18 protein-coding genes and 1 other RNA gene are annotated in these 17,591 nt (G+C 69.2%); 7 read left to right on the top strand and 12 right to left on the bottom strand.

Features of this window, described 5'->3' with window-relative positions:
• Positions 1–12: 12 nt before the first annotated feature.
• Positions 13–693 carry a Holliday junction branch migration protein RuvA gene (gene ruvA, locus BMX29_RS01495; protein WP_092809782.1) on the bottom strand — a complete coding sequence of 227 codons (681 nt, stop codon included), beginning with the start codon at positions 691–693 and terminating at the stop codon, positions 13–15.
• Entirely contained in the window at positions 690–1,244 is a 555-nt protein-coding gene (ruvC, locus tag BMX29_RS01490; RefSeq protein WP_092809780.1) for a crossover junction endodeoxyribonuclease RuvC, read from the bottom strand. Before ruvC ends, ruvA begins: the two co-directional genes overlap by 4 nt.
• Positions 1,245–1,547: 303 nt before the next feature.
• Here ruvC and BMX29_RS01485 point away from each other — a divergent pair, with 303 nt between their 5' ends.
• Positions 1,548–1,754 (top strand): DUF1127 domain-containing protein, encoded by a 207-nt coding sequence (locus BMX29_RS01485; protein ID WP_051487882.1) that lies wholly within the window; start codon positions 1,548–1,550, stop codon positions 1,752–1,754.
• A gap of 106 nt (positions 1,755–1,860) precedes the next feature.
• Here the strand turns inward: BMX29_RS01485 and BMX29_RS01480 are convergent, their stop codons facing one another.
• A complete protein-coding gene (locus tag BMX29_RS01480) occupies positions 1,861–2,202 on the bottom strand; it encodes a hypothetical protein (RefSeq protein ID WP_092809778.1) in 342 nt (113 codons plus the stop codon).
• Between the two features lie 122 nt (positions 2,203–2,324).
• Positions 2,325–3,194 carry a 50S ribosomal protein L11 methyltransferase gene (locus tag BMX29_RS01475; RefSeq protein ID WP_092809776.1) on the bottom strand — a complete coding sequence of 290 codons (870 nt, stop codon included), beginning with the start codon at positions 3,192–3,194 and terminating at the stop codon, positions 2,325–2,327.
• An 89-nt stretch (positions 3,195–3,283) separates the two neighbouring features.
• Here BMX29_RS01475 and BMX29_RS01470 point away from each other — a divergent pair, with 89 nt between their 5' ends.
• Positions 3,284–4,879, top strand: a complete 1,596-nt coding sequence (locus BMX29_RS01470) for a sodium:solute symporter (protein WP_092809774.1) — start codon at positions 3,284–3,286, stop codon at positions 4,877–4,879.
• A 19-nt stretch (positions 4,880–4,898) separates the two neighbouring features.
• Here BMX29_RS01470 and BMX29_RS01465 read toward each other — a convergent pair whose 3' ends face one another.
• The 4 genes from BMX29_RS01465 to hemE form a co-directional block, all read right to left on the bottom strand.
• Complete coding sequence (locus tag BMX29_RS01465) at positions 4,899–6,134, bottom strand: MFS transporter (protein WP_092809772.1); 1,236 nt, start codon at positions 6,132–6,134, stop codon at positions 4,899–4,901.
• 185 nt (positions 6,135–6,319) lie between these two features.
• Positions 6,320–7,081, bottom strand: a complete 762-nt coding sequence (locus BMX29_RS01460; protein WP_092809770.1) for an ABC transporter permease — start codon at positions 7,079–7,081, stop codon at positions 6,320–6,322.
• A 37-nt stretch (positions 7,082–7,118) separates the two neighbouring features.
• Positions 7,119–8,057, bottom strand: coding sequence for an ABC transporter ATP-binding protein (locus BMX29_RS01455; protein ID WP_092809768.1), 939 nt, complete (start codon positions 8,055–8,057; stop codon positions 7,119–7,121).
• A gap of 365 nt (positions 8,058–8,422) precedes the next feature.
• Positions 8,423–9,448, bottom strand: coding sequence for a uroporphyrinogen decarboxylase (gene hemE / locus BMX29_RS01450; protein ID WP_092809766.1), 1,026 nt, complete (start codon positions 9,446–9,448; stop codon positions 8,423–8,425).
• Between the two features lie 96 nt (positions 9,449–9,544).
• On the opposite strand from hemE, the gene hemC reads away from it, so the two are divergent.
• Positions 9,545–10,501, top strand: coding sequence for a hydroxymethylbilane synthase (gene hemC, locus BMX29_RS01445; protein WP_092809764.1), 957 nt, complete (start codon positions 9,545–9,547; stop codon positions 10,499–10,501).
• Between the two features lie 427 nt (positions 10,502–10,928).
• Here hemC and BMX29_RS01440 read toward each other — a convergent pair whose 3' ends face one another.
• Positions 10,929–11,396, bottom strand: coding sequence for an SRPBCC family protein (locus BMX29_RS01440; RefSeq protein WP_043846499.1), 468 nt, complete (start codon positions 11,394–11,396; stop codon positions 10,929–10,931).
• A gap of 70 nt (positions 11,397–11,466) precedes the next feature.
• Positions 11,467–12,459 (bottom strand): NAD(+) diphosphatase, encoded by a 993-nt coding sequence (nudC, locus tag BMX29_RS01435; RefSeq protein WP_092810159.1) that lies wholly within the window; start codon positions 12,457–12,459, stop codon positions 11,467–11,469.
• A gap of 202 nt (positions 12,460–12,661) precedes the next feature.
• Here nudC and BMX29_RS01430 point away from each other — a divergent pair, with 202 nt between their 5' ends.
• Positions 12,662–14,611, top strand: a complete 1,950-nt coding sequence (locus BMX29_RS01430; RefSeq protein WP_175471097.1) for a 5'-nucleotidase C-terminal domain-containing protein — start codon at positions 12,662–12,664, stop codon at positions 14,609–14,611.
• A gap of 48 nt (positions 14,612–14,659) precedes the next feature.
• Positions 14,660–14,756: signal recognition particle sRNA small type (ffs, locus tag BMX29_RS01425), an RNA gene on the top strand.
• Between the two features lie 326 nt (positions 14,757–15,082).
• Here ffs and BMX29_RS01420 read toward each other — a convergent pair.
• Positions 15,083–15,595, bottom strand: a complete 513-nt coding sequence (locus BMX29_RS01420; protein WP_092809760.1) for a protein-tyrosine phosphatase family protein — start codon at positions 15,593–15,595, stop codon at positions 15,083–15,085.
• A gap of 167 nt (positions 15,596–15,762) precedes the next feature.
• Between BMX29_RS01420 and BMX29_RS01415 the strand changes: the two genes are divergently transcribed.
• A complete protein-coding gene (locus BMX29_RS01415; protein WP_092809758.1) occupies positions 15,763–16,017 on the top strand; it encodes a DUF3253 domain-containing protein in 255 nt (84 codons plus the stop codon).
• Positions 16,018–16,020: 3 nt separating this feature from the next.
• Here BMX29_RS01415 and BMX29_RS01410 read toward each other — a convergent pair whose 3' ends face one another.
• On the bottom strand, positions 16,021–16,860 hold the full coding sequence (locus BMX29_RS01410) for a prephenate dehydratase (protein WP_043846508.1): 840 nt from the start codon (positions 16,858–16,860) through the stop codon (positions 16,021–16,023).
• 123 nt (positions 16,861–16,983) lie between these two features.
• Here BMX29_RS01410 and BMX29_RS01405 point away from each other — a divergent pair, with 123 nt between their 5' ends.
• Positions 16,984–17,499: a c-type cytochrome gene (locus BMX29_RS01405; protein ID WP_092809756.1), complete on the top strand. Its 516-nt coding sequence runs from the start codon at positions 16,984–16,986 to the stop codon at positions 17,497–17,499.
• The last annotated feature ends 92 nt before the right edge of the window (positions 17,500–17,591 follow it).

The raw sequence follows: 17,591 nt of genomic DNA, 5'->3' as shown, positions 1-17,591 counted from the left end.
GGACGGTGCAGGTCATGCCGGGGCCAGCAGCTTGAGCGCGGCGCGGATCAACCCCGCCGTATCGGCCTCGGGCGCGTCGCCCGCGGCCTGCGCCACCGCGCTCGCCGCTTCGCCGGGCGCGTAGCCCAGATTCTGCAGGGCCGAGAGTGCTTCGGATTGCGCGGCGCCGCCGGTCGCGGGGGCCGGTGCGGGCGCCGGAGCCGTGCGCGCCGGCGCCTCGATCACCCCGTCGTCCTCCGGGATCGCGTCGCCCGCTGGCGCCTGGACCGGACCTGCACCCATCGCCATGACCGTCGGCGCCTTGTCCTTCAGTTCATTCACGACGCGCTGCGCGGTCTTGGGGCCGATCCCCTTGGCCGCCTTGATCGCATTCCAGTCGCCAAGCGCGATGGCGCGGCTGACCCCGTCCGGCCCGAGCGCACCCAGGATGGCGAGCGAAGCCTTCGCGCCCACGCCCTGCACCGACATCAGCAGGCGGTGCCACTCCTTCTCGACCAGCGTGGGAAAGCCGAAGAGTTGGAGGATATCCTCGCGCACCAGCAGGTCGGTGAACAGGGCCGCCGCCTCGCCCGGCACGCCGAGCCCGGCCAGAACCCGGTCCGAGCAGAACACGACGTAGCCCACGCCGCGCACGTCGATCAGGACGTGGTCGTCGGCCTTGTAGACGATGCGGCCCGCGACCCGCCCGATCATGCGGCACCCCCGGCGACGCGCGGCACCGGAGCGCGCATGTAGAATGCGTGGCAGATTGCCACCGCCAGTGCATCGGCGGCATCGGGCGAGGCCAGCGACACGCCCGGCAACTGCATCTTTACCATGTGCTGAACCTGCGTCTTGTCCGCGTGGCCCACGCCCACCACGCACTTCTTGACCTTGTTCGGGGCGTATTCGCCGACGTCGAGGCCGAACTGCGCCGGAACCAGCAGCGCGATGGCCCGGGCCTGCCCGAGCTTCAGCGTCGCGACCGCGTCCTTGTTGACGAAGGTCTGCTCCACCGCCGCGGTTTCGGGAGCGTGCCGCTCGATCACCTCCGACAGCGCGGCGTGCAGGCGAAGGAGCCGCTCTGCCAGGGTGCCGGTGCCGGAATGGCAGGTGCCGTTCTGCACGTGGCGCATGCGCCCGCGGTCGGCCTCGATGATGCCCCAGCCGAGGTTGACTAACCCCGGGTCGATGCCCAGCACGCGTACCAAATCTGTCCTGCCCGTTCTATTGCTTGCGTCGGAGTTAGCACGAAGAGGGAACATCCGCCAAGCGAATAGACCGGGCGGCCGGGCGTGGCGCCCCCTTTGGGCGCGCTCCGCATTGCCCGCGCGATCGCTGCGGCGCAGCAAAAGATCGCTACGATACGCTGCCGCGCAGCATCCTTCCACGGCACGCTGCGGATGCTCATAAATGCATGAAATTGCTAACGTTCCGTGACCGTCGTCATGCAATCCCCGCAACTGTCCCATGCGCTTTTCACGGCTTGTCCGTTTTCAGACCGCCGCCTAATTGCGCCCCAGCAGCTTAAAACCGCACAGTTTCGCGCCAGATCGAGGATGCCCGATATGAACACCTTCAACCCCTCCTACCCCACGTCCCTCAACTTCGCCGGTCAGATCGGCGGACTCTTCGTGTCGGCCATGTCGTCGGCCGGCAAGTGGCGGGACGTCCGCCGCACCGAGCGTCAGCTGAACGAGCTGACCGACCGCGAGCTTGCCGACATCGGCCTGACCCGCAGCGACATCGCGCGCGTTGCCCGCGGCCGCCGCTGAGCGCCGCGCGACCCGATACGGTCTGGCAGAATGACGAACGGCGCCGCGATCGCGGCGCCGTTTTGCGTTGCGGTCTCGAAACCGAATGACCGGCCGGGCCGAAGCCTCAGCCGATGGACCGCCAGAGCCCCACGAGCAGTTCGGTCAGCGGATCACGCGCCATCAGACGCGCACCCACCTTCTCGGCCAGATTGCCCTGCGCCAGCGCGTCGAGGTGCATCTGGTAATCCTGCGGGCTGAGCCCGCTCATCAGCATGGCCTTGAAGCCGAAGAAGGCGAGCACGAGGATCGCCAGCGGCATCGCGAGGACGCCGCCGTAGTCCCGTCTGGGAACGTGCCGGATGACCCCGTGACGGTCGAGCTTGGTGACATAGCCTTGCGCCAAACGGCGATGCTTGCGCTGCACCTGCTTGTGGCGCCGCGCGAAATCTCTGAGCTGGTCGGACATGACAGCCTCGTACACACCGGCCCCCACCGGATTATTATGTCCGACGCTTCTAGTCCCGCTTTGCGGCAATATTGGGGCAAACGGGTCTGATTTTCGTAAATCGCGCCCAAAAATGTCCGAACTCAGACGCGCTTCAGCGTCAGCGTCACCCAATCGCCAATAACTTCGCGGTGCGCCTGCTCGAAGCCCGCATCCACGTAGACGGCCAGCGTTTCGTCGGCCTGACGCGTCAGGATGCCCGACAGGATCGCATGGCCGCCGGGCACGACCGCCTGCCCCATCGAGGGAGCCAGCTCGATCAGCGGAGCCATGAGGATATTGGCGAAGACGAGGTCGAAGGGCGCCGCCTCGGCCAGCTCCGGCGCGTCGAAACCCGCCGCCTCGACGCAGTTCACCCGGCCCACGAGGTCGTTTGCGCGCACGTTGGCCTCGGCGACCTCGACGGCGACCTGGTCGATATCGGAGGCCAGCACCGGGTTCGGCCAGATCCGCGCCGCGGCCATCGCCAGCACCGCGGTGCCGCACCCGATATCGGCCACGTTGCGCCCTACGATACCCGCCTCGGCCAACCGGTCGAGCGCCCGCAGGCAGCCCAGCGTGGTGCCGTGGTGGCCGGTCCCGAAGGCCATCGCCGCCTCGATGAGAAGCGGCTCGGCGCCCTCGGGCACCTTGTCGGCGTCGTGGCTGCCGTAGACGAAGAAACGCCCCGCTGCGACCGGCGTCAGCTCACGCCGTACCTTGTCGACCCAGTCGGTGTCCGGCACCTCGGAGATGGCGAACTCGGCCGCGCCGTAGGCCGCCGACAGAAGCGCGAGCCCGACCTCGTCCGGCTTGCCATCGAAGTAGCCGCCGATCTCCCACATGCCGGAGTCGTCCTCGATCTCGAAGACCCCCACGCCCATCGGAGCCGGATCGAGATCTTCCAGCGCCTCGCCCAAAGCCTCTGCCGCCTCGCGTCCCTTCAATGTCGTGAGTGCCGTATACGTGGCCATAAAGCCCTCCAATTCATCGACTGACGCGGAACCGAGACAATTCGTCGCCGGTTGGTTGTGACAAACGCAACTTTTCGAGGGCTTGAAGCATGGAAGAGGAAGCCTCGCAAGCGGTGTCGAACGCCATCACCGGCCTCGATATCGGCGTGCTCGCGGCATATTTCCTTGTGATCGTCGGAATTGGCATCTGGGTGTCGCGACGAACGGAATCGGGCGAAGACCTCTTCCTTGCGGGACGGACGCTGACCTGGGGCGTCGTCGGCTTTTCTCTCTTCGCCTCGAACATCTCGTCCACCACGCTGATCGGCCTGACCGGCGCCGCCTACACCACCGGCATCGCCACCTCGGCCTACGAGTGGATGGCGGGCATTCCTCTGATCCTTCTGGCCTTCATCTTCGCGCCGCTCTTCTTCAAGGCGCGGGTCACGACCATCCCCGAATGGCTCGAGCGCCGCTTCGACCGGCGCGCCCGGCTCTACTTCTCGGCGGTGACCATCGTCCTGACGGTGATCGTGGACACCGCCGGCGGCCTCTACGCGGGCGGCGTGGTGGTCAAGACGTTCTTTCCGGACATCCCGATCTGGCAGACCTGCGTCGGCCTCGGCATTTTCGCGGGCGTCTATACGGCCACGGGCGGCCTCAAGGCGGTGGTCTACACAGACGTGCTGCAGGCCGTTGTGCTGATCCTCGGCTGCGCGGCGATGACCTTCATCCTGTTTCAGGGCAACGACTTCTCGTGGGCGAACGTGAAAGAGAGCATGCCGAACGAGAACCAGCTGAGCCTCGTGCTCCCGCGCGACAACGGGACGCTGCCGTGGACCGGCCTGTTCTTTGGCGTGCCGCTGCTGGGCTTCTGGTACTGGGTGACGAACCAGTACATCGTCCAGCGGGTGCTCGGGGCCCGCGACCTGCGCGAGGCGCAGCGGGGCGCGATCCTCGGCGGCTTTCTGAAGATCATCCCGATGTTCATCATGGTTCTGCCGGGCGCGATGGCGATCTCGGTGGTGCCGGACCTCAGCAACGCCGACATGGTGTTCCCGACGATCACGACCACGGTGCTCCCTGCGGGCCTGACCGGACTCGTCCTCGCCGGCCTTGTCGCCGCGATCATGTCGAGCGTCGATTCCACGCTCAACTCATCCTCCACGCTGATCGGCCACGACTTCATGAACATCGCCGACCGCGAGCCGACCGAGCAGCGCCGGATCGGCCAGATCACCACGCTGGTGCTGATGGTCATCGCGATCCTCTGGGCGCCGTTCATCGACGACATGGGCGGGCTTTGGGACTACCTCCAGCAGGCGTTCTCGGTCCTCGTGCCGCCGGTCGTGGCGATCTTCATCCTCGGCGCGCTGTGGAAGCGCGGCACCGACACCGCCGCGTTCACCACGCTCTGGGCCGGGCACGCCATCGCCATCGCGGTCTTCATCGCCACCCAGCTCGGCTACTGGCCGATCCACTTCACCGCCAATGTCGGCCTCATGACGCTTGTGTCCTGCGTGATCTTCGCCGCGGTCAGCCTCGCCGGCAGCCACGGCAGCCAGGAAGAGGTCGAAGGCGCCACCTGGACCCGCGAGATGGCCACCGACGCCCTGCGCGACGACGCCCCGATCTATGCGCGGGTGACGCTCTGGGCGGTGCTGCTGGGCGTCGCGATGCTTGCGATCCTGGTGCTGTTCTGGTGAGCGCGCGCTGCGCCGGCGGTTACTCCGCCGGCGCAGCTGCCAGAAGCGGTTGCAACCGCGTTTCGTGCCCGGGGGCCGGATGCCGCGGGATCAGAAGCGCCAGCGCCAGTGACACCCCCGCCATGCCGGCCGCCAACGCGAAAACCGCGTCCGGTGCCTGCAGCCAGAGGTAGCCGAGGAGCGCCGGCAGGAAGACCGCCGCGATATGGTTGATGGTGAATGCCACCGCCGCGGTGGGCGCGATGTCCCCCGGCGCGGCAATCTTCTGGAAGTAGGTCTTCAGCGCAAGCGCCAGCGCGAAGAACAGGTGATCGAGCACGTAGAGCGCCGCGGCCAGCGCCACGCCCCACCCGAACCAGTAGACACCGCCATAGGCGAGGAAGACGAAGATCAGCCCGGCATATTCGAAGGCCAGCGCGTTGCGTTCGCCGAAGCGATGCACGGCCCGGCCCATGAGCGGCGCGAAGAGGATGTTCGCGACGAGATTCACCAGCATCAGCCCGGTCACCTCGTGCACCTCGAAGCCGAAGCGCTCGACCATCATGAAGCCCGCGAAGACCACGAAGATCTGCCGCCGCGCGCCCGACATGAACTGCAGCGCGTAGTAGAGCCAGTAGCGCCGGCGCAGAATGAAGCGTTTCACCTGCGGTTCCGGCGCCTCGAACCGCGGCATTGCCAGCGCGCAGTAGAGCGTGATCACCAGCGTCAGACCGCCCGAGGCCATGTAGACGGTGTTGTAGGACAGATCGAGGCTCTCCCACGTCATCACGATCGCGCCGTAGGCCACCAGCGCCGAGGCCGAGGCGGCGGCGACCATCCAGCCGAGGATCTGCGGGGCCTTGTCGTTGGGCAGCCATTGCAGCGTCAGCGACTGGTTCACCGTCTCGTAGTAGTGGAACCCGATGGAGCTCAGCATGGTGATCGTCAGGATCCCCCCGAGCGAGGGAAACCACGCCGTGACCGCGGTCGCCGCACCCAGGAGCGCCAGCGACAGCAACGCCAGCGTCTGCTCGTGCAGGAAGACGATGATCGCGATCACCCCGATGGCGAGAAAGCCGGGAATCTCGCGCACCGTGTGCAGCCAGCCGATGTCCGAGCCGTCGAACTCCGCGGCCTCGATGACGAAGTTGTTCAGAAGCGCCGACCAGGTGGCGAAGGACAGCGGCATCGCCACCGCCATCAGGAAGAGCAGCGTCACCGGCCGCCGCCAGAGCGGCAGCGAGCGGGCGTCGGACAGGGGAACGGATCGCGTCATGTCGACCTGATACGCCCAGCCCTTCCCGTGGGCGACCCCGAAAACGCAGCGGCGTGGTCGCCCGGCCAATTCTCCATGCGAGCGACGTCAGGCATCGTGACCGCCTGGTTGTCAATTTCCCGGGACCGCGGGTTCCCGGGACCGCGAGGGCAGCGCCCCCGCTCCCCGCCGCCGCTTGCGACCGCTCAGTCGCGGATGCGCCATCCGGTGCGGAAGATCCACCAGATCACCGCGAGGCAGATGCCGGTGAACGCCGCGATCGCCAGGAGGCTCACCGCGATGGGCACGTCGGCGAGGCCATAGAACGACCAGCGGAAGCCCGAGATCAGGTAGACCACCGGGTTCGCCAGCGCGATCTTCTGCCAGATGCCGGGCAGCATCGAGATCGAGTAGAATGAGCCCCCGAGGAACACCAGCGGCGTGACCACCAGCAGCGGCACCAGTTGCAGCTGCTCGAAGTTCGACGCCCATATCCCCAGGATAAAGCCCAGCAGCGCGAAGCTCAGGCAGGTCAGCAGCAGGAAGGCCAGCATCGCGAACGGGTGTTCGATCCGCATCGGCACGAAGAGCGAGGCGGTGATGAGGATCACTATGCCGATGAACAGCGCCTTCGTCGCCGCGGCGCCCACGTAGCCCGCGACGATCTCGAGGAAGTTGATCGGTGCCGAGAGAAGCTCGTAGATCGTGCCGATGAATTTCGGGAAGTAGATCCCGAACGAGGCGTTCGAGATCGCCTGCGTAATCACCGACAGCATCACCAGCCCCGGCACGATGAACGCGCCGTAGCTCACGCCCTCGACCTCGTCGATGCGGCTGCCGATCGCGGCGCCGAAGACCACGAAGTAGAGAGAGGTCGAGATCACCGGCGAGATGAAGCTCTGCAGCAGCGTGCGGAAGAAGCGCGACATCTCGAAGCGGTAGATGGCGCCCACGGCGGTCCAGTTCATGGCGTCGTCTCCGTCTGGCGGTGGCGGGGCAGCCGGCTCATGCCGCGTCCGTCCCGGTGTCGTGCACGAGGTCCACGAAGATATCCTCGAGCGAGTTCTGCCGTGTGCGCACGTCGCGGAGCACGATGTCGGCTTCGGTCATGCGCGTCATCAGCCGCCCGATCCCGGTGCGCTCGGCGCCGGTGTCGTAGCTGTAGACCAGCACCCGGCCGTCCTCTTCGAGGCTAAGGTCGAATTCCGAGAGCTGCGGCGGCACCGCGTCCAGCGGCTCCTGCAACTCGATCCGCAGCTCCTTGCGGCCGAGCCGGGTCATCAGCGCGTCCTTTTCCTCGACCAGCATGAGCGAGCCGCGGCTGATGACGCCGATGCGGTCGGCGATGGCCTCGGCCTCCTCGATGTAGTGGGTCGTCAGGATGATGGTTGTGCCGGCGGCCTTCAGGTCCGCCACGATCCGCCACATGTCGCGGCGGAGTTCGACGTCGACGCCCGCAGTGGGCTCGTCGAGGAACAGCACCTCGGGGTCGTGAGACAACGCCTTGGCGATCAGCACCCGGCGCTTCATGCCGCCCGACAGCTCGTTGATCTTGGCGTAGCGCTTTTCCCACAGGGAGAGGCGGCGAAGGATGTCCTCGAGATGGGCATCGTCGCGCGGGCGTCCGAACACGCCGCGGGTGAAGCGCACGGTGTTCCAGACCTTCTCGAAGGGCTCGAGATTGACCTCCTGCGGCACAAGTCCGACGAGCGAGCGGGCCTTGCGGAAGTCGCGCACCACATCGTGTCCGCCCACGCGGATCTGTCCGCCGGTCGGCACGGCGATGCCACAGATGCAGGAGATCAGCGTCGTCTTGCCGGCGCCGTTCGGTCCGAGCAGCGCGAGGATCTCGCCTTTCTCGATGGACAGGCTCACGCCCTTGAGGGCTTCGAAGCCCCCGTCATAGACCTTCCGCGCATCGCTGATCTCGACCATCGCCGTCATGTCACGGGCCTCCTTCGCCTGCGCCGGTTGAGGCGAAACCTAGCGGCGGGCGGCGGGGACGCAATGTGCGATGCGGCCCGGCACCCTGCGCGGTGGCGCGCGGCGGGGGAGGGGCGCACAGTGCAGAGCTGTGGCACCTGCTGAGCAACGCGGACGCCCCGGCCGGCAGATGCCGGGGGTCGGTTCGCGGGCCCCCCGAGCGACGACTGTCGAAATGCACCGCGCAGGACGCTGAAAGTGAGCGTGGCTATCACTTGCAGCCGAGCAGGGCGATCACCGGGCGGCGAAAGCAGACCGATCCTGACCCTGCGACGAGTGCCGTGTCGCCCGCTCCCCGATGGTCCGGATACGGCCGCTGGGAAGCGTCAGCCCTTGATGGCCTCGATCATGCGCGAGACGTTGTCGGGGTCCGCGTCCGGCGTGATGCCGTGGCCGAGGTTGAAGATGTGCGGGCCGCCCTTGAAGCCGTCGACCACCCGGCGCGTCTCGCGCACCAAGTCCTCGCCGCCCGTGACCATGTGCGACGATGCGAGATTGCCCTGCACGCAGCCGGAAACCTGAACGTGCTTCGCCGCCCAGTCCGGCGTCACCCCGTCGTCGAGCGCGATGCACTCCGCGCCGATGCGTTCGTGCAGACCCGCGAACCGCTCGCCCGCGCCGCGCGGGAATGCGATGACCGGCACGTCCGGGTGACGCCGCTTCAGCGCCTCGGCGATCAGACGCGCGGGCTCCACCGCGTAGCGGTCGAAATCCTCGCCCTTGAGCGACCCCGCCCAGCTGTCGAAGACCTTCACCACCTCGGCCCCGGCCTCGATCTGGCGCGAAAGGTACTCGATCGTGGCCTCGGTGATCTTGCCCAGTAGCTGCTCGAAGAGCGGCCGGTTCTCGTCCTTGAGCGCGTGCGCCGGGCCCTGGTCCGGCGTGCCTTTCCCGGCGATCATGTAGGTCGCCACGGTCCACGGCGCCCCGGCGAAACCGATCAGCGTGATGTCCGAGGGCAGCTCGCGCGAGAGGATGCCCACGGTCTCGTAGATCGGCGACAGCGTCTCGTCGATGGCGTGGACGGGCTTCAGCGCGGCGAAATCGTCCTCGGTGGTGATCGTCGACAGCCGCGGGCCTTCACCCTTCACGAACCACAGGTCCGCCCCCAGCGCCTGCGGCACCAGAAGAATGTCGGCGAACAGGATCGCCGCGTCGAAATCGAAGCGCCGCAGCGGCTGCAGCGTGACCTCGGCGGCCAGCTCGGGCGTGTAGCACAGCGACAGGAAATCGCCGGCCTTCTCGCGCGTGGCGCGGTATTCCGGCAGGTAGCGGCCAGCCTGCCGCATCATCCACACCGGCGGTGTGGGCAGCGTCTCTCCGGCCATGGCACGCAGGATCGTCTTGGTCATCTCGCCCCTCCTGAGGTTCGGCCCGTGGTCCGACAGGGGCGGCCGGGTGTCAAGCGCGCTTGCCCCGGACCGCGCGCGCGCCTATCCCTGCGGCCCATGACGCAAGAGATGCCCTCCCCCGACGCGCCCCTCAAGCTCGGCACCCGCGGCTCGCCGCTGGCGCTGGCGCAGGCCAACGAGACCCGCGACCGGCTGGCCGACGCCTTCGACCTGCCGCACGAGGCGTTCCAGATCGTGGTGATCAAGACCACCGGCGACCGGATCATCGACCGCCCCCTGAAGGAGATCGGCGGCAAGGGCCTCTTCACGCGCGAGATCGAGGCCGCGATGCTCTCGGGCGAGATCGACCTTGCCGTGCACTCCATGAAGGACATGCCGGTGCTGCAGCCCGAGGGGCTGACGCTCGACACTTACCTCCCCCGCGAGGATCCGCGCGACGCGTTCATCTCGCCGGCGCTGTCATCCATCGCCGAACTGCCGAAGGGCGCCGTCGTCGGCACCTCCAGCCTGCGGCGCCGCGCGCAGGTCTTGCAGCGCCGTCCGGACCTGCAGGTGGTCGAATTCCGCGGCAACGTGCAGACCCGGCTGAAAAAGCTCGAGGACGGCGTGGCCGACGTCACTTTCCTCGCTCTGGCGGGCCTTCACCGTTTGAACATGGCCGAGGAACTGCCGCAGACGCCGGTCCCGCCCGAGGACATGCTCCCGGCGGTGGCGCAGGGCGCCATCGGCATCGAGCGCCGCGCCGAGGACGACCGCGCGGCGCACATGCTGGCGGCGATCCACTGTGCCGCCACCGCCGAGCGACTGGCCGCGGAACGCGCCTTCCTCGCCGCGCTGGACGGCTCGTGCGAGACGCCTATCGCAGGCCTCGCCGAGGTGGCCGACGGCACGCTCCGCCTGCGCGGAGAGGTGCTGCGCCCGGACGGCTCCGAAGCCCATGCCGGAGAGCGCAGCGGCCCCGTGGCAGATGGCGCCGCCATGGGCCGCGACCTCGCGCAGGACCTGATCGCGCGGGCGGGCAGCGACTTCATGGACTGGATCACCGGGCGCTGAGGGCGCTCGGCGCGCGGCATCTCTTGCAGCGCCGCCCGAGCCGCGGTGCCGACCACGTCACCCCGCGACGACGTCACGGGTGCGAGGCCGAGGTGAAGCGTGAGGCCCACCCACACCCGCACCGGACGCGGTCGCAACGGTCCCGGAGCGCCCGGTCTCCCGGTCGGGGCATGTGGCGAGGCGCGGCCGCGATGCAATCTTCGCGGCCTGTACGATGTCGTGGGGGCGCGCGACCGTCCCGCGAGGCGCCCTACCGAGCGCCGATCTTCGCGCGGCCTTCCCGCGAGACGTGCCGCAGCTTCACCTGATCGGACTATCTCCGCCGGAGGCGTCCTGCCTCGGGCGCATCGCTCTGCCCGCCGCGTCTTCCCGGATCAGTTCGCTACGCCGAAAGCATCCGATGCCCCCCACAGTCGCCCCGGCGGGCCTACCCGGCGCGGCGGATCCGCGTTTCGAGGTCGCGGGCGAATTCGGTGGAGCGTGCCTTCATCCGCTTCGTGATGGAGCTGCGCGCGAGCTTGAGGGACTGCACCAGAAGCCGCGCCGACAGTGTTCTCGGCATCAGCACCGTGTCGGCAGCAATCCGGGTGCGGGTGCGCGACAGGGCCACCACGTCGAGTACCGTGCGCACGTCCAGCCCCCCGGAGTGGGCGAGGCAGGCCATCCGCTGGGGCGGGGCATACTCGGTCAGCGTGATCTCGGCGTCGCGCATCCGGCCGCGATACCGGAAGCGCACCGCCCAGGTGCTGCCCTCGCCGGGTCCCCCGGGCGGGTCGGTTCTGCTGATCTCGACGCCCCGGCGCATCGCCGCACGCTCGATCGCCTCGAGGTCGCCCAGCGCGTCGAATACCTCGTTCTGGGTGCCTTCGACGTCTTCCTTTACCGAAAATTCCATGATGCGTCGCCTGCCCGTCCCGAATGCCGCTCGCTCCGGTCTGACGCCGGATCGCGACGGAAATGTGTCGTCAATACCGCCGGTCCGCAAGCCAGTTGCGCAGGAGCGCCCGGGCGATGGCGCCGGGCCGGGCCGGCGACACGGTGGGGTGGTCGCCCGCGAAGGCGGCGGCGAGGTCCTCGCGTTCGATCCAGAGCGCGTGCTCGATCTCGGCGGGATCGCGGACGATCTCGTCGCTCTCGGCGATACCGTGGCAGCCGATCATCAGCGAGGCCGGGAACGGCCAGGGCTGGCTCGCGAGGTAGTCCACGCGGCCCACGCGGACGCCGACCTCCTCGTGGACCTCGCGGCGCACCGCGGCCTCGATCGTCTCGCCCGGTTCGACGAACCCCGCGAGGCAGGAATACATCCCCTCGGGCCAGCCGGGGCTGCGGCCGAGCAGTGCGCGGTTGCCGCGGGTCACCAGCATGATGACCACCGGGTCGGTGCGCGGGAAGTGATGCGCGCCGCAGGCCGGGCAGAGCCGCTGCCAGCCGCCCTGCGCGACCTCCGAGCGCGCGCCGCAGCGGGCACAGAAGCCGTGGCTGCGATGCCAGCCGAACAGCGCGCGGGCCGTCGCCGCAAGCTCGGCGTCCCGCGCCGAGAGCGTCGTCATCACCCGGCGCAGCTCGACGAATGACCCGGTGCCGGTCAGTTCGGGGTGCCACTGCTCGCTCGGGTCGGCGAATGCGCCGAGGGCGGCCGCGTCGAGGTCGGGCGGTTCCCATGCATCGAGTTCGGCGGCGAAGAGCGGCCTGCCGTCGTCATCGCGCCCGAGCAGGATCGGGGCGGACCGCGCGTCCTCGAGTGCCGGGTGACCGAGCCCGATCCACGCCAGCGCCGCCGGGCCGGTGCCGTCACCCGCGGGGGCAGGGTTCCCTGTCAGCGGTTTGCCTTGCCACATGACCATCGCCCGCGCCGCGGGATCGGCGGCCAGCGCCGCGATCGCCGACGGATCGCCGCGCAGCTCGGCCGCCCGGTCGAGGCCGGAGCCGCCGAATGTGATGATGCCGTCGTCGCGCATGCGCCGCTTCCCCGGTCCCGTCCCGTCGGCGCAAGACCTCTCACGCCCGGCGCGGCGAGACAATGTGCTGCGGCGCGCTGCCGCGTCCTCCATCGGAATCTGCAACTGCGGGTTGCGGCTAATGAAACCCCTCACCTATGGTGCGTCTGACGCACGGCACCGCGACGGGAGGGCGGCCGCCGTCACTGGGAGGGGGAACGGCATGGACGCGGACGCGACTCGTCCGGCACCGAAGGAAACCATTGCAAGCGAGGCTCTGGTCAGCGTTCTGGCGACGACCGACCTGCACATGCACCTCTATCCCCACGACTACGCCACCGACCGTCCCGATCCGAGGCGCGGCCTCGCGGCGCTCGCGCGGCACGTGGCGGTGCACCGGGCGCGCACGTCGAACGGGATCCTCGTGGACAACGGCGACGTCATCCAGGGGACGGCGATGGGCGACTGGGCCGCCAGAAGGCTGGCCGCGGACCACGACGCGGCGCATCCCGCGATCACGGTGATGAACCTTCTGGGCTATGACGCCGCCACCGTCGGCAACCATGAGTTCGACTACGGACTTGGCATGCTGCGCCGGTGCCACGGCGCCGCGGGTTTTCCTGTGGTCCTGGCCAACCTGCGCCCCGCCGGGGCCGCGGCCGAGGCGCTGTTCCCTCCATGGACGATCCTGCGGCGCGAGATTCGCGACCTCGCCGGACGCTGGCGCCGGCTGCGGATCGGAGTGGTGGGCTTCGCGCCGGTCGAAACCCTGACCTGGGACCGCGCCCGGCTCGGCGGGGCGCTTCGGGCCGAGCCGATGGCCGACTGCGCCCGACGCATGGTCCCCGAGTTGCGCGCGGCCGGGGCCGATATCGTCATCGCACTTTGCCACGCCGGGATCGACGACGACGCGGAGGGGGAGTCGCGCGATGCCGATGCGGGCGCGCTCGATGTTGCCCGGGTGCCGGGGGTCGACGCCGTCGTCGCCGGGCACAGCCACACGCTGCGTGCCGCGCCCTCGCCGGTCATGGTTCCCGGTGCCGGGCGGGGCGCGTGGAACGGCGAAAACGCCGGCGCCCGCCTGTCCGCCGGTCCGCGCCCGGCGGCGGTCCCCGAGCCCGGCCTTGCGCCGATCGTATCGCCGGGCAGCCGGGGCACCCATCTTGGCCGCATCGACCTGCGGCTCCGGTGCCGGGACGACGGCCGCTGTAGTGTGCTGCGCGGCAGCGCCTCGCTTGTCCCGGCGACCGCCCTTCCGGTTGCGCCGGGCGCCGCCGGGACCGGCGAGGCGGCCGCGCTCTACGCCCGGGTCCTGAACGCTCTGGAGCCGGCGCATCGCCGGACCCTCGCCCGCATCCGCCGCCCGGTGACCGAGCTTTCGGCGCCGCTCACCAGCTATTTCGCCGATGCGGGCGATCACGCAATGGCGCGCTGCGTGGCGCGGGCGGTGCGGGCCCATCTCGACGAGGTCGGGCTCGACCGGTCCGATGGCACTCCGCTGCTGGTGGCCACGTCGCTGTTTTCCACCGGCGGGCGCGGCGATCCCTCGGACTACGTGGACATCGCGCCCGGCCCGCTGCTGGTGCGGGACCTCGCGCGGCTGTCGCCCTTCGCGAACACGGTGCAGGTGCGGCGCGTGCGCGGCGCGGTCCTGCGCCAGTGGCTCGAGCGGTCGGCCCGTGCGTTTCGCACCGTCACGCCCGGCGCCCGCGACGTGCCGCTGCGCGATCTTGTGGTCCCGGGCTACGACATCGACACGGTGGACGGGCTGGGCTGGCGTATCGACCTGTCCCGCCCGGTCGGAGACCGCGTGCGCGACCTGGTGACGGTGGACGGCCCGTTGGCGGAGGACGACCCGGTGGATGTCGCCGTCACCGACTACCGCGCGGCGGGCAGCAACGGCTTTCCGGACCTCGCCGACGCGCAGCTGCGCCACGCCGACGCGTCCACGGTGCCCGATATCCTCGCCCGGATGCTGAGCCGCCTCGGACCCGGCGACAACGAGGAACCGCGCTGTGCAGGCTGGCGATTCGCCGCGATGCCCGGCACCACGGCGCGGCTGCGCACCGGCCCCGGCGCGCGACGTCACAAGAGCCTCGCACGCAGGCTCGGCCTGGAGGACACCGGGGTGACGGATGCCGAGGGCTACGCGCTCTTCCGCCTGCACCTCTGATCCGGGCCGGGGTTGCGAATCCCGTGCGGAGCCACTAAATCGAGCCTTGAGAGGTTGGTGCGGGCAGGCGCCTCGCCAACCCGGTCAGGTCCGGAAGGAAGCAGCCGTAACGAGCCCCGCTTGGGTCGTTTTCCAGCCTCTCACCTCACTCCCCCAACCGCCGTTTGAGATGAGCGCGCCCCGAGTCGTACCGGGGACGCCGCTGTCGTGTGCCCCGGCCTTCTTTCCGCTTGTCAGGACGTGGACCACCACGCGGCGCACTTGGCGGAACAAGCATTCGGAGAGAGTGTCCCGCGGACGGTTCGGCGTCGACATCGGCACCTGGGCGTCATGGTCCTGTACGGCATGTCGCCAGTGGCACGAGGCGCCCGCATCTGACCACGCGAGGCAACCGCGGACCCGAAGCCGCGGCGCTGTTCTGAATGAGCCAACGTCGGAGCTCGCGCGTACGCGCTGCCACCCGCGTCCTGTTCAGCCCTTCCCTCGGACGAAGCGGGCGGCCTCGCGCGGGGCCGACATCGCCCAGTGTAACTGCACGTCCGTCTCGACGGCGCCGGGCCGCACGGCGCGCAGCCGGTCGAGCGCCTCGTCCGGTGCCTCGCCAGCCTCGATCATCAGCCGCAGCGCCGCCATGCCCGAGCGCCCGATACCCGCCTTGCAGTGGATCAGGACGCGGCCGCCGCCCGTGAGCGCGCGGCAGGCAAAGCGACTCGCGTCGGCCCAGAGTGCCGTCGCCTCGTCGTCCGGGGCTTCCATGTCGGGAACCGGAATGTGCAGCCAGCGCGTCGCCCGCTGCTGGAGACGTGGACCGAGGTCGCCAGCACCCGCGGCGGCCATCTCGTTGGTGGTGGCGAGCGAGATCACCAGCGCCGGGGTCCAGTCGAGGATATGCGCGAGATCCGCGGCGAAGTCGCCGTCTGCGCCCGGCATCGGCGCCAGGGCGAGGATACCCCCACCCACGGGAAGGGCATGGATTACGGTCATGCCGCGCCCCCGCGCAGTCGCGCGCCCGATACCGCTGCGCTGCCCCCCCGGACCGCCATGTCTCGGCCTTTCACCCCCGAACGATGCGACAATGATAGGCCGTTCGCCGGGAATCGCACGACTTTTCGCCGCTCGCCCCGCAGCGGCGGGGAGCTAGGATCGCAGACATGACACCTGAAGATGACCGGATCGCCGAGACCTTGATGGCACTGGCCCGCGCTCGCGGCACCGACAAGACGTTCTGTCCGTCCGAGGCCGCGCGCCGCCTGTCCGACGATTGGCGCCCGCTGATGGAGGACGTGCGCCTTGTGGCCGCGACCCTTCCGCTGCGGGCCACGCGCGGTGGCACACAGGTGGACCTGCGCGATCCCGGCGGGCCGGTGCGGCTGTCGCTCGATCCAGATGCCCGGTCCCGCGCCTGACGGTCAGGGCCGCTGGGCGTCGCGCGGATAGGTGCCTAGGATGTCCATCATGTGCGTGAAATAGGACAGTTCGTCGAAGGCGCGCTGCACCGCCGGATCCTCGGGATGCCCCTCGATATCGGCGTAGAACTGCGCCGCCTCGAAGGTGCCGTCGACGATGTAGCTCTCGAGCTTGGTCATGTTCACGCCGTTGGTCGCGAACCCGCCGAGCGCCTTGTAGAGCGCGGCGGGAATGCTGCGGACGCGGAAGACGAAGCTCGTGAGCATGCCGTGATCGCCCCGCCGGGTCAGGTCGGCTTCGCGCGACATGATGAGGAATCGGGTCGTGTTGGTGCCTTCGTCCTCGATGTGGCGGGCGACGACGTCTAGGCCGTAGATATCGGCCGCGAGCTCGCTGGCGAGGGCGGCGTGCGCCCGGTCGCCGCGCTCGGCCACCTCGCGGGCGGCGCGGGCGTTGTCGGGGCTGACGCGGCCGGTGATGCCGTTGTCGCGCAGGAACTTCCCGCATTGCGGCAGCAGGACCAGATGCGAATGTGCCTCGCGGATGTCGGCGAGGGTCGCGCCCGGCACGCCCAGCAGGTTGATGTGGACCCGCACGAAGGCCTCGCCCACGATCCTCAGGCCGCTCTGCGGCAGCAGGCGATGGATGTCGGCGACGCGGCCATAGGTGGAATTCTCCACCGGAAGCATGGCCAGATCGGCGGTTCCGTCGCGCACCGCGTCGATGGCATCCTCGAAGGTGCGGCAGGCCATCGGGGCGTGATCAGGCCGCGCGGCGCGGCAGGCTTCGTCGGAATAGGCGCCGGGCTCGCCCTGGAACGCGATCTTGGGTGTGTCGGTCATTGCTCGTGTCGTCCGTGTCGCGCGCGTCAGCCGGGCGTTTCGTCGCGGTCACTACACCTTGCCTCGGGCGAAGGGAACCAATAGTAGACCGTGCCAGACGGACCTCAGACGGATAGGCGACAGATGTTTGACACGATGACGTTCACCAAGGTGGTCGGCGGCTTTTGCGGCGCGTTCCTCGTCTTCCTTCTGGGCGGCTGGGTCGCCGAGACGGTCTACCACGTGGGCGGCGAAAGCCACGGCGAAGAGCACCAGGCGGCCTGGGTCATCGAGGTCGAGGAAGAAGGCGGCGGCGCCGAAGAGGAAGAGACCGTCGATTTCGCCACGCTGTGGGAAAACGCCGATGCCGGCGCCGGTGAGCGTGTCTTCAACGCCTGCCGCGCCTGTCACCAGTTGAACGGCAACAACGCGGTCGGCCCGCACCTCGATGGCGTGGTGGGCCGCGACGTGGGCACCGTGGACGGCTTCAACTACTCGGGCGCGCTGAGCCAGGCGGCCGATGTCTGGACCCCCGAGAACCTGTTTGCCTTCCTCGAGAACCCTCAGGGCTACGCCTCGGGCACCTCGATGAGCTACAGTGGCATCAGCAACCCCGAGGACCGCGCGAACCTGATCGCCTACCTTGAAAGCAACAGCTGATCCGGGACCGGCAACGCCGGACCCCGCAGATCGAGGCCGCCCGCGGAGACGCCGGCGGCTTTTTTCTTGCGCCGTCGCTTTCACGGTCGACC

The organism is Roseivivax marinus, assembly GCF_900109705.1.
GTDB lineage: Bacteria > Pseudomonadota > Alphaproteobacteria > Rhodobacterales > Rhodobacteraceae > Roseivivax > Roseivivax marinus.
This window is presented reverse-complemented; position numbering and strand designations above follow the sequence as displayed.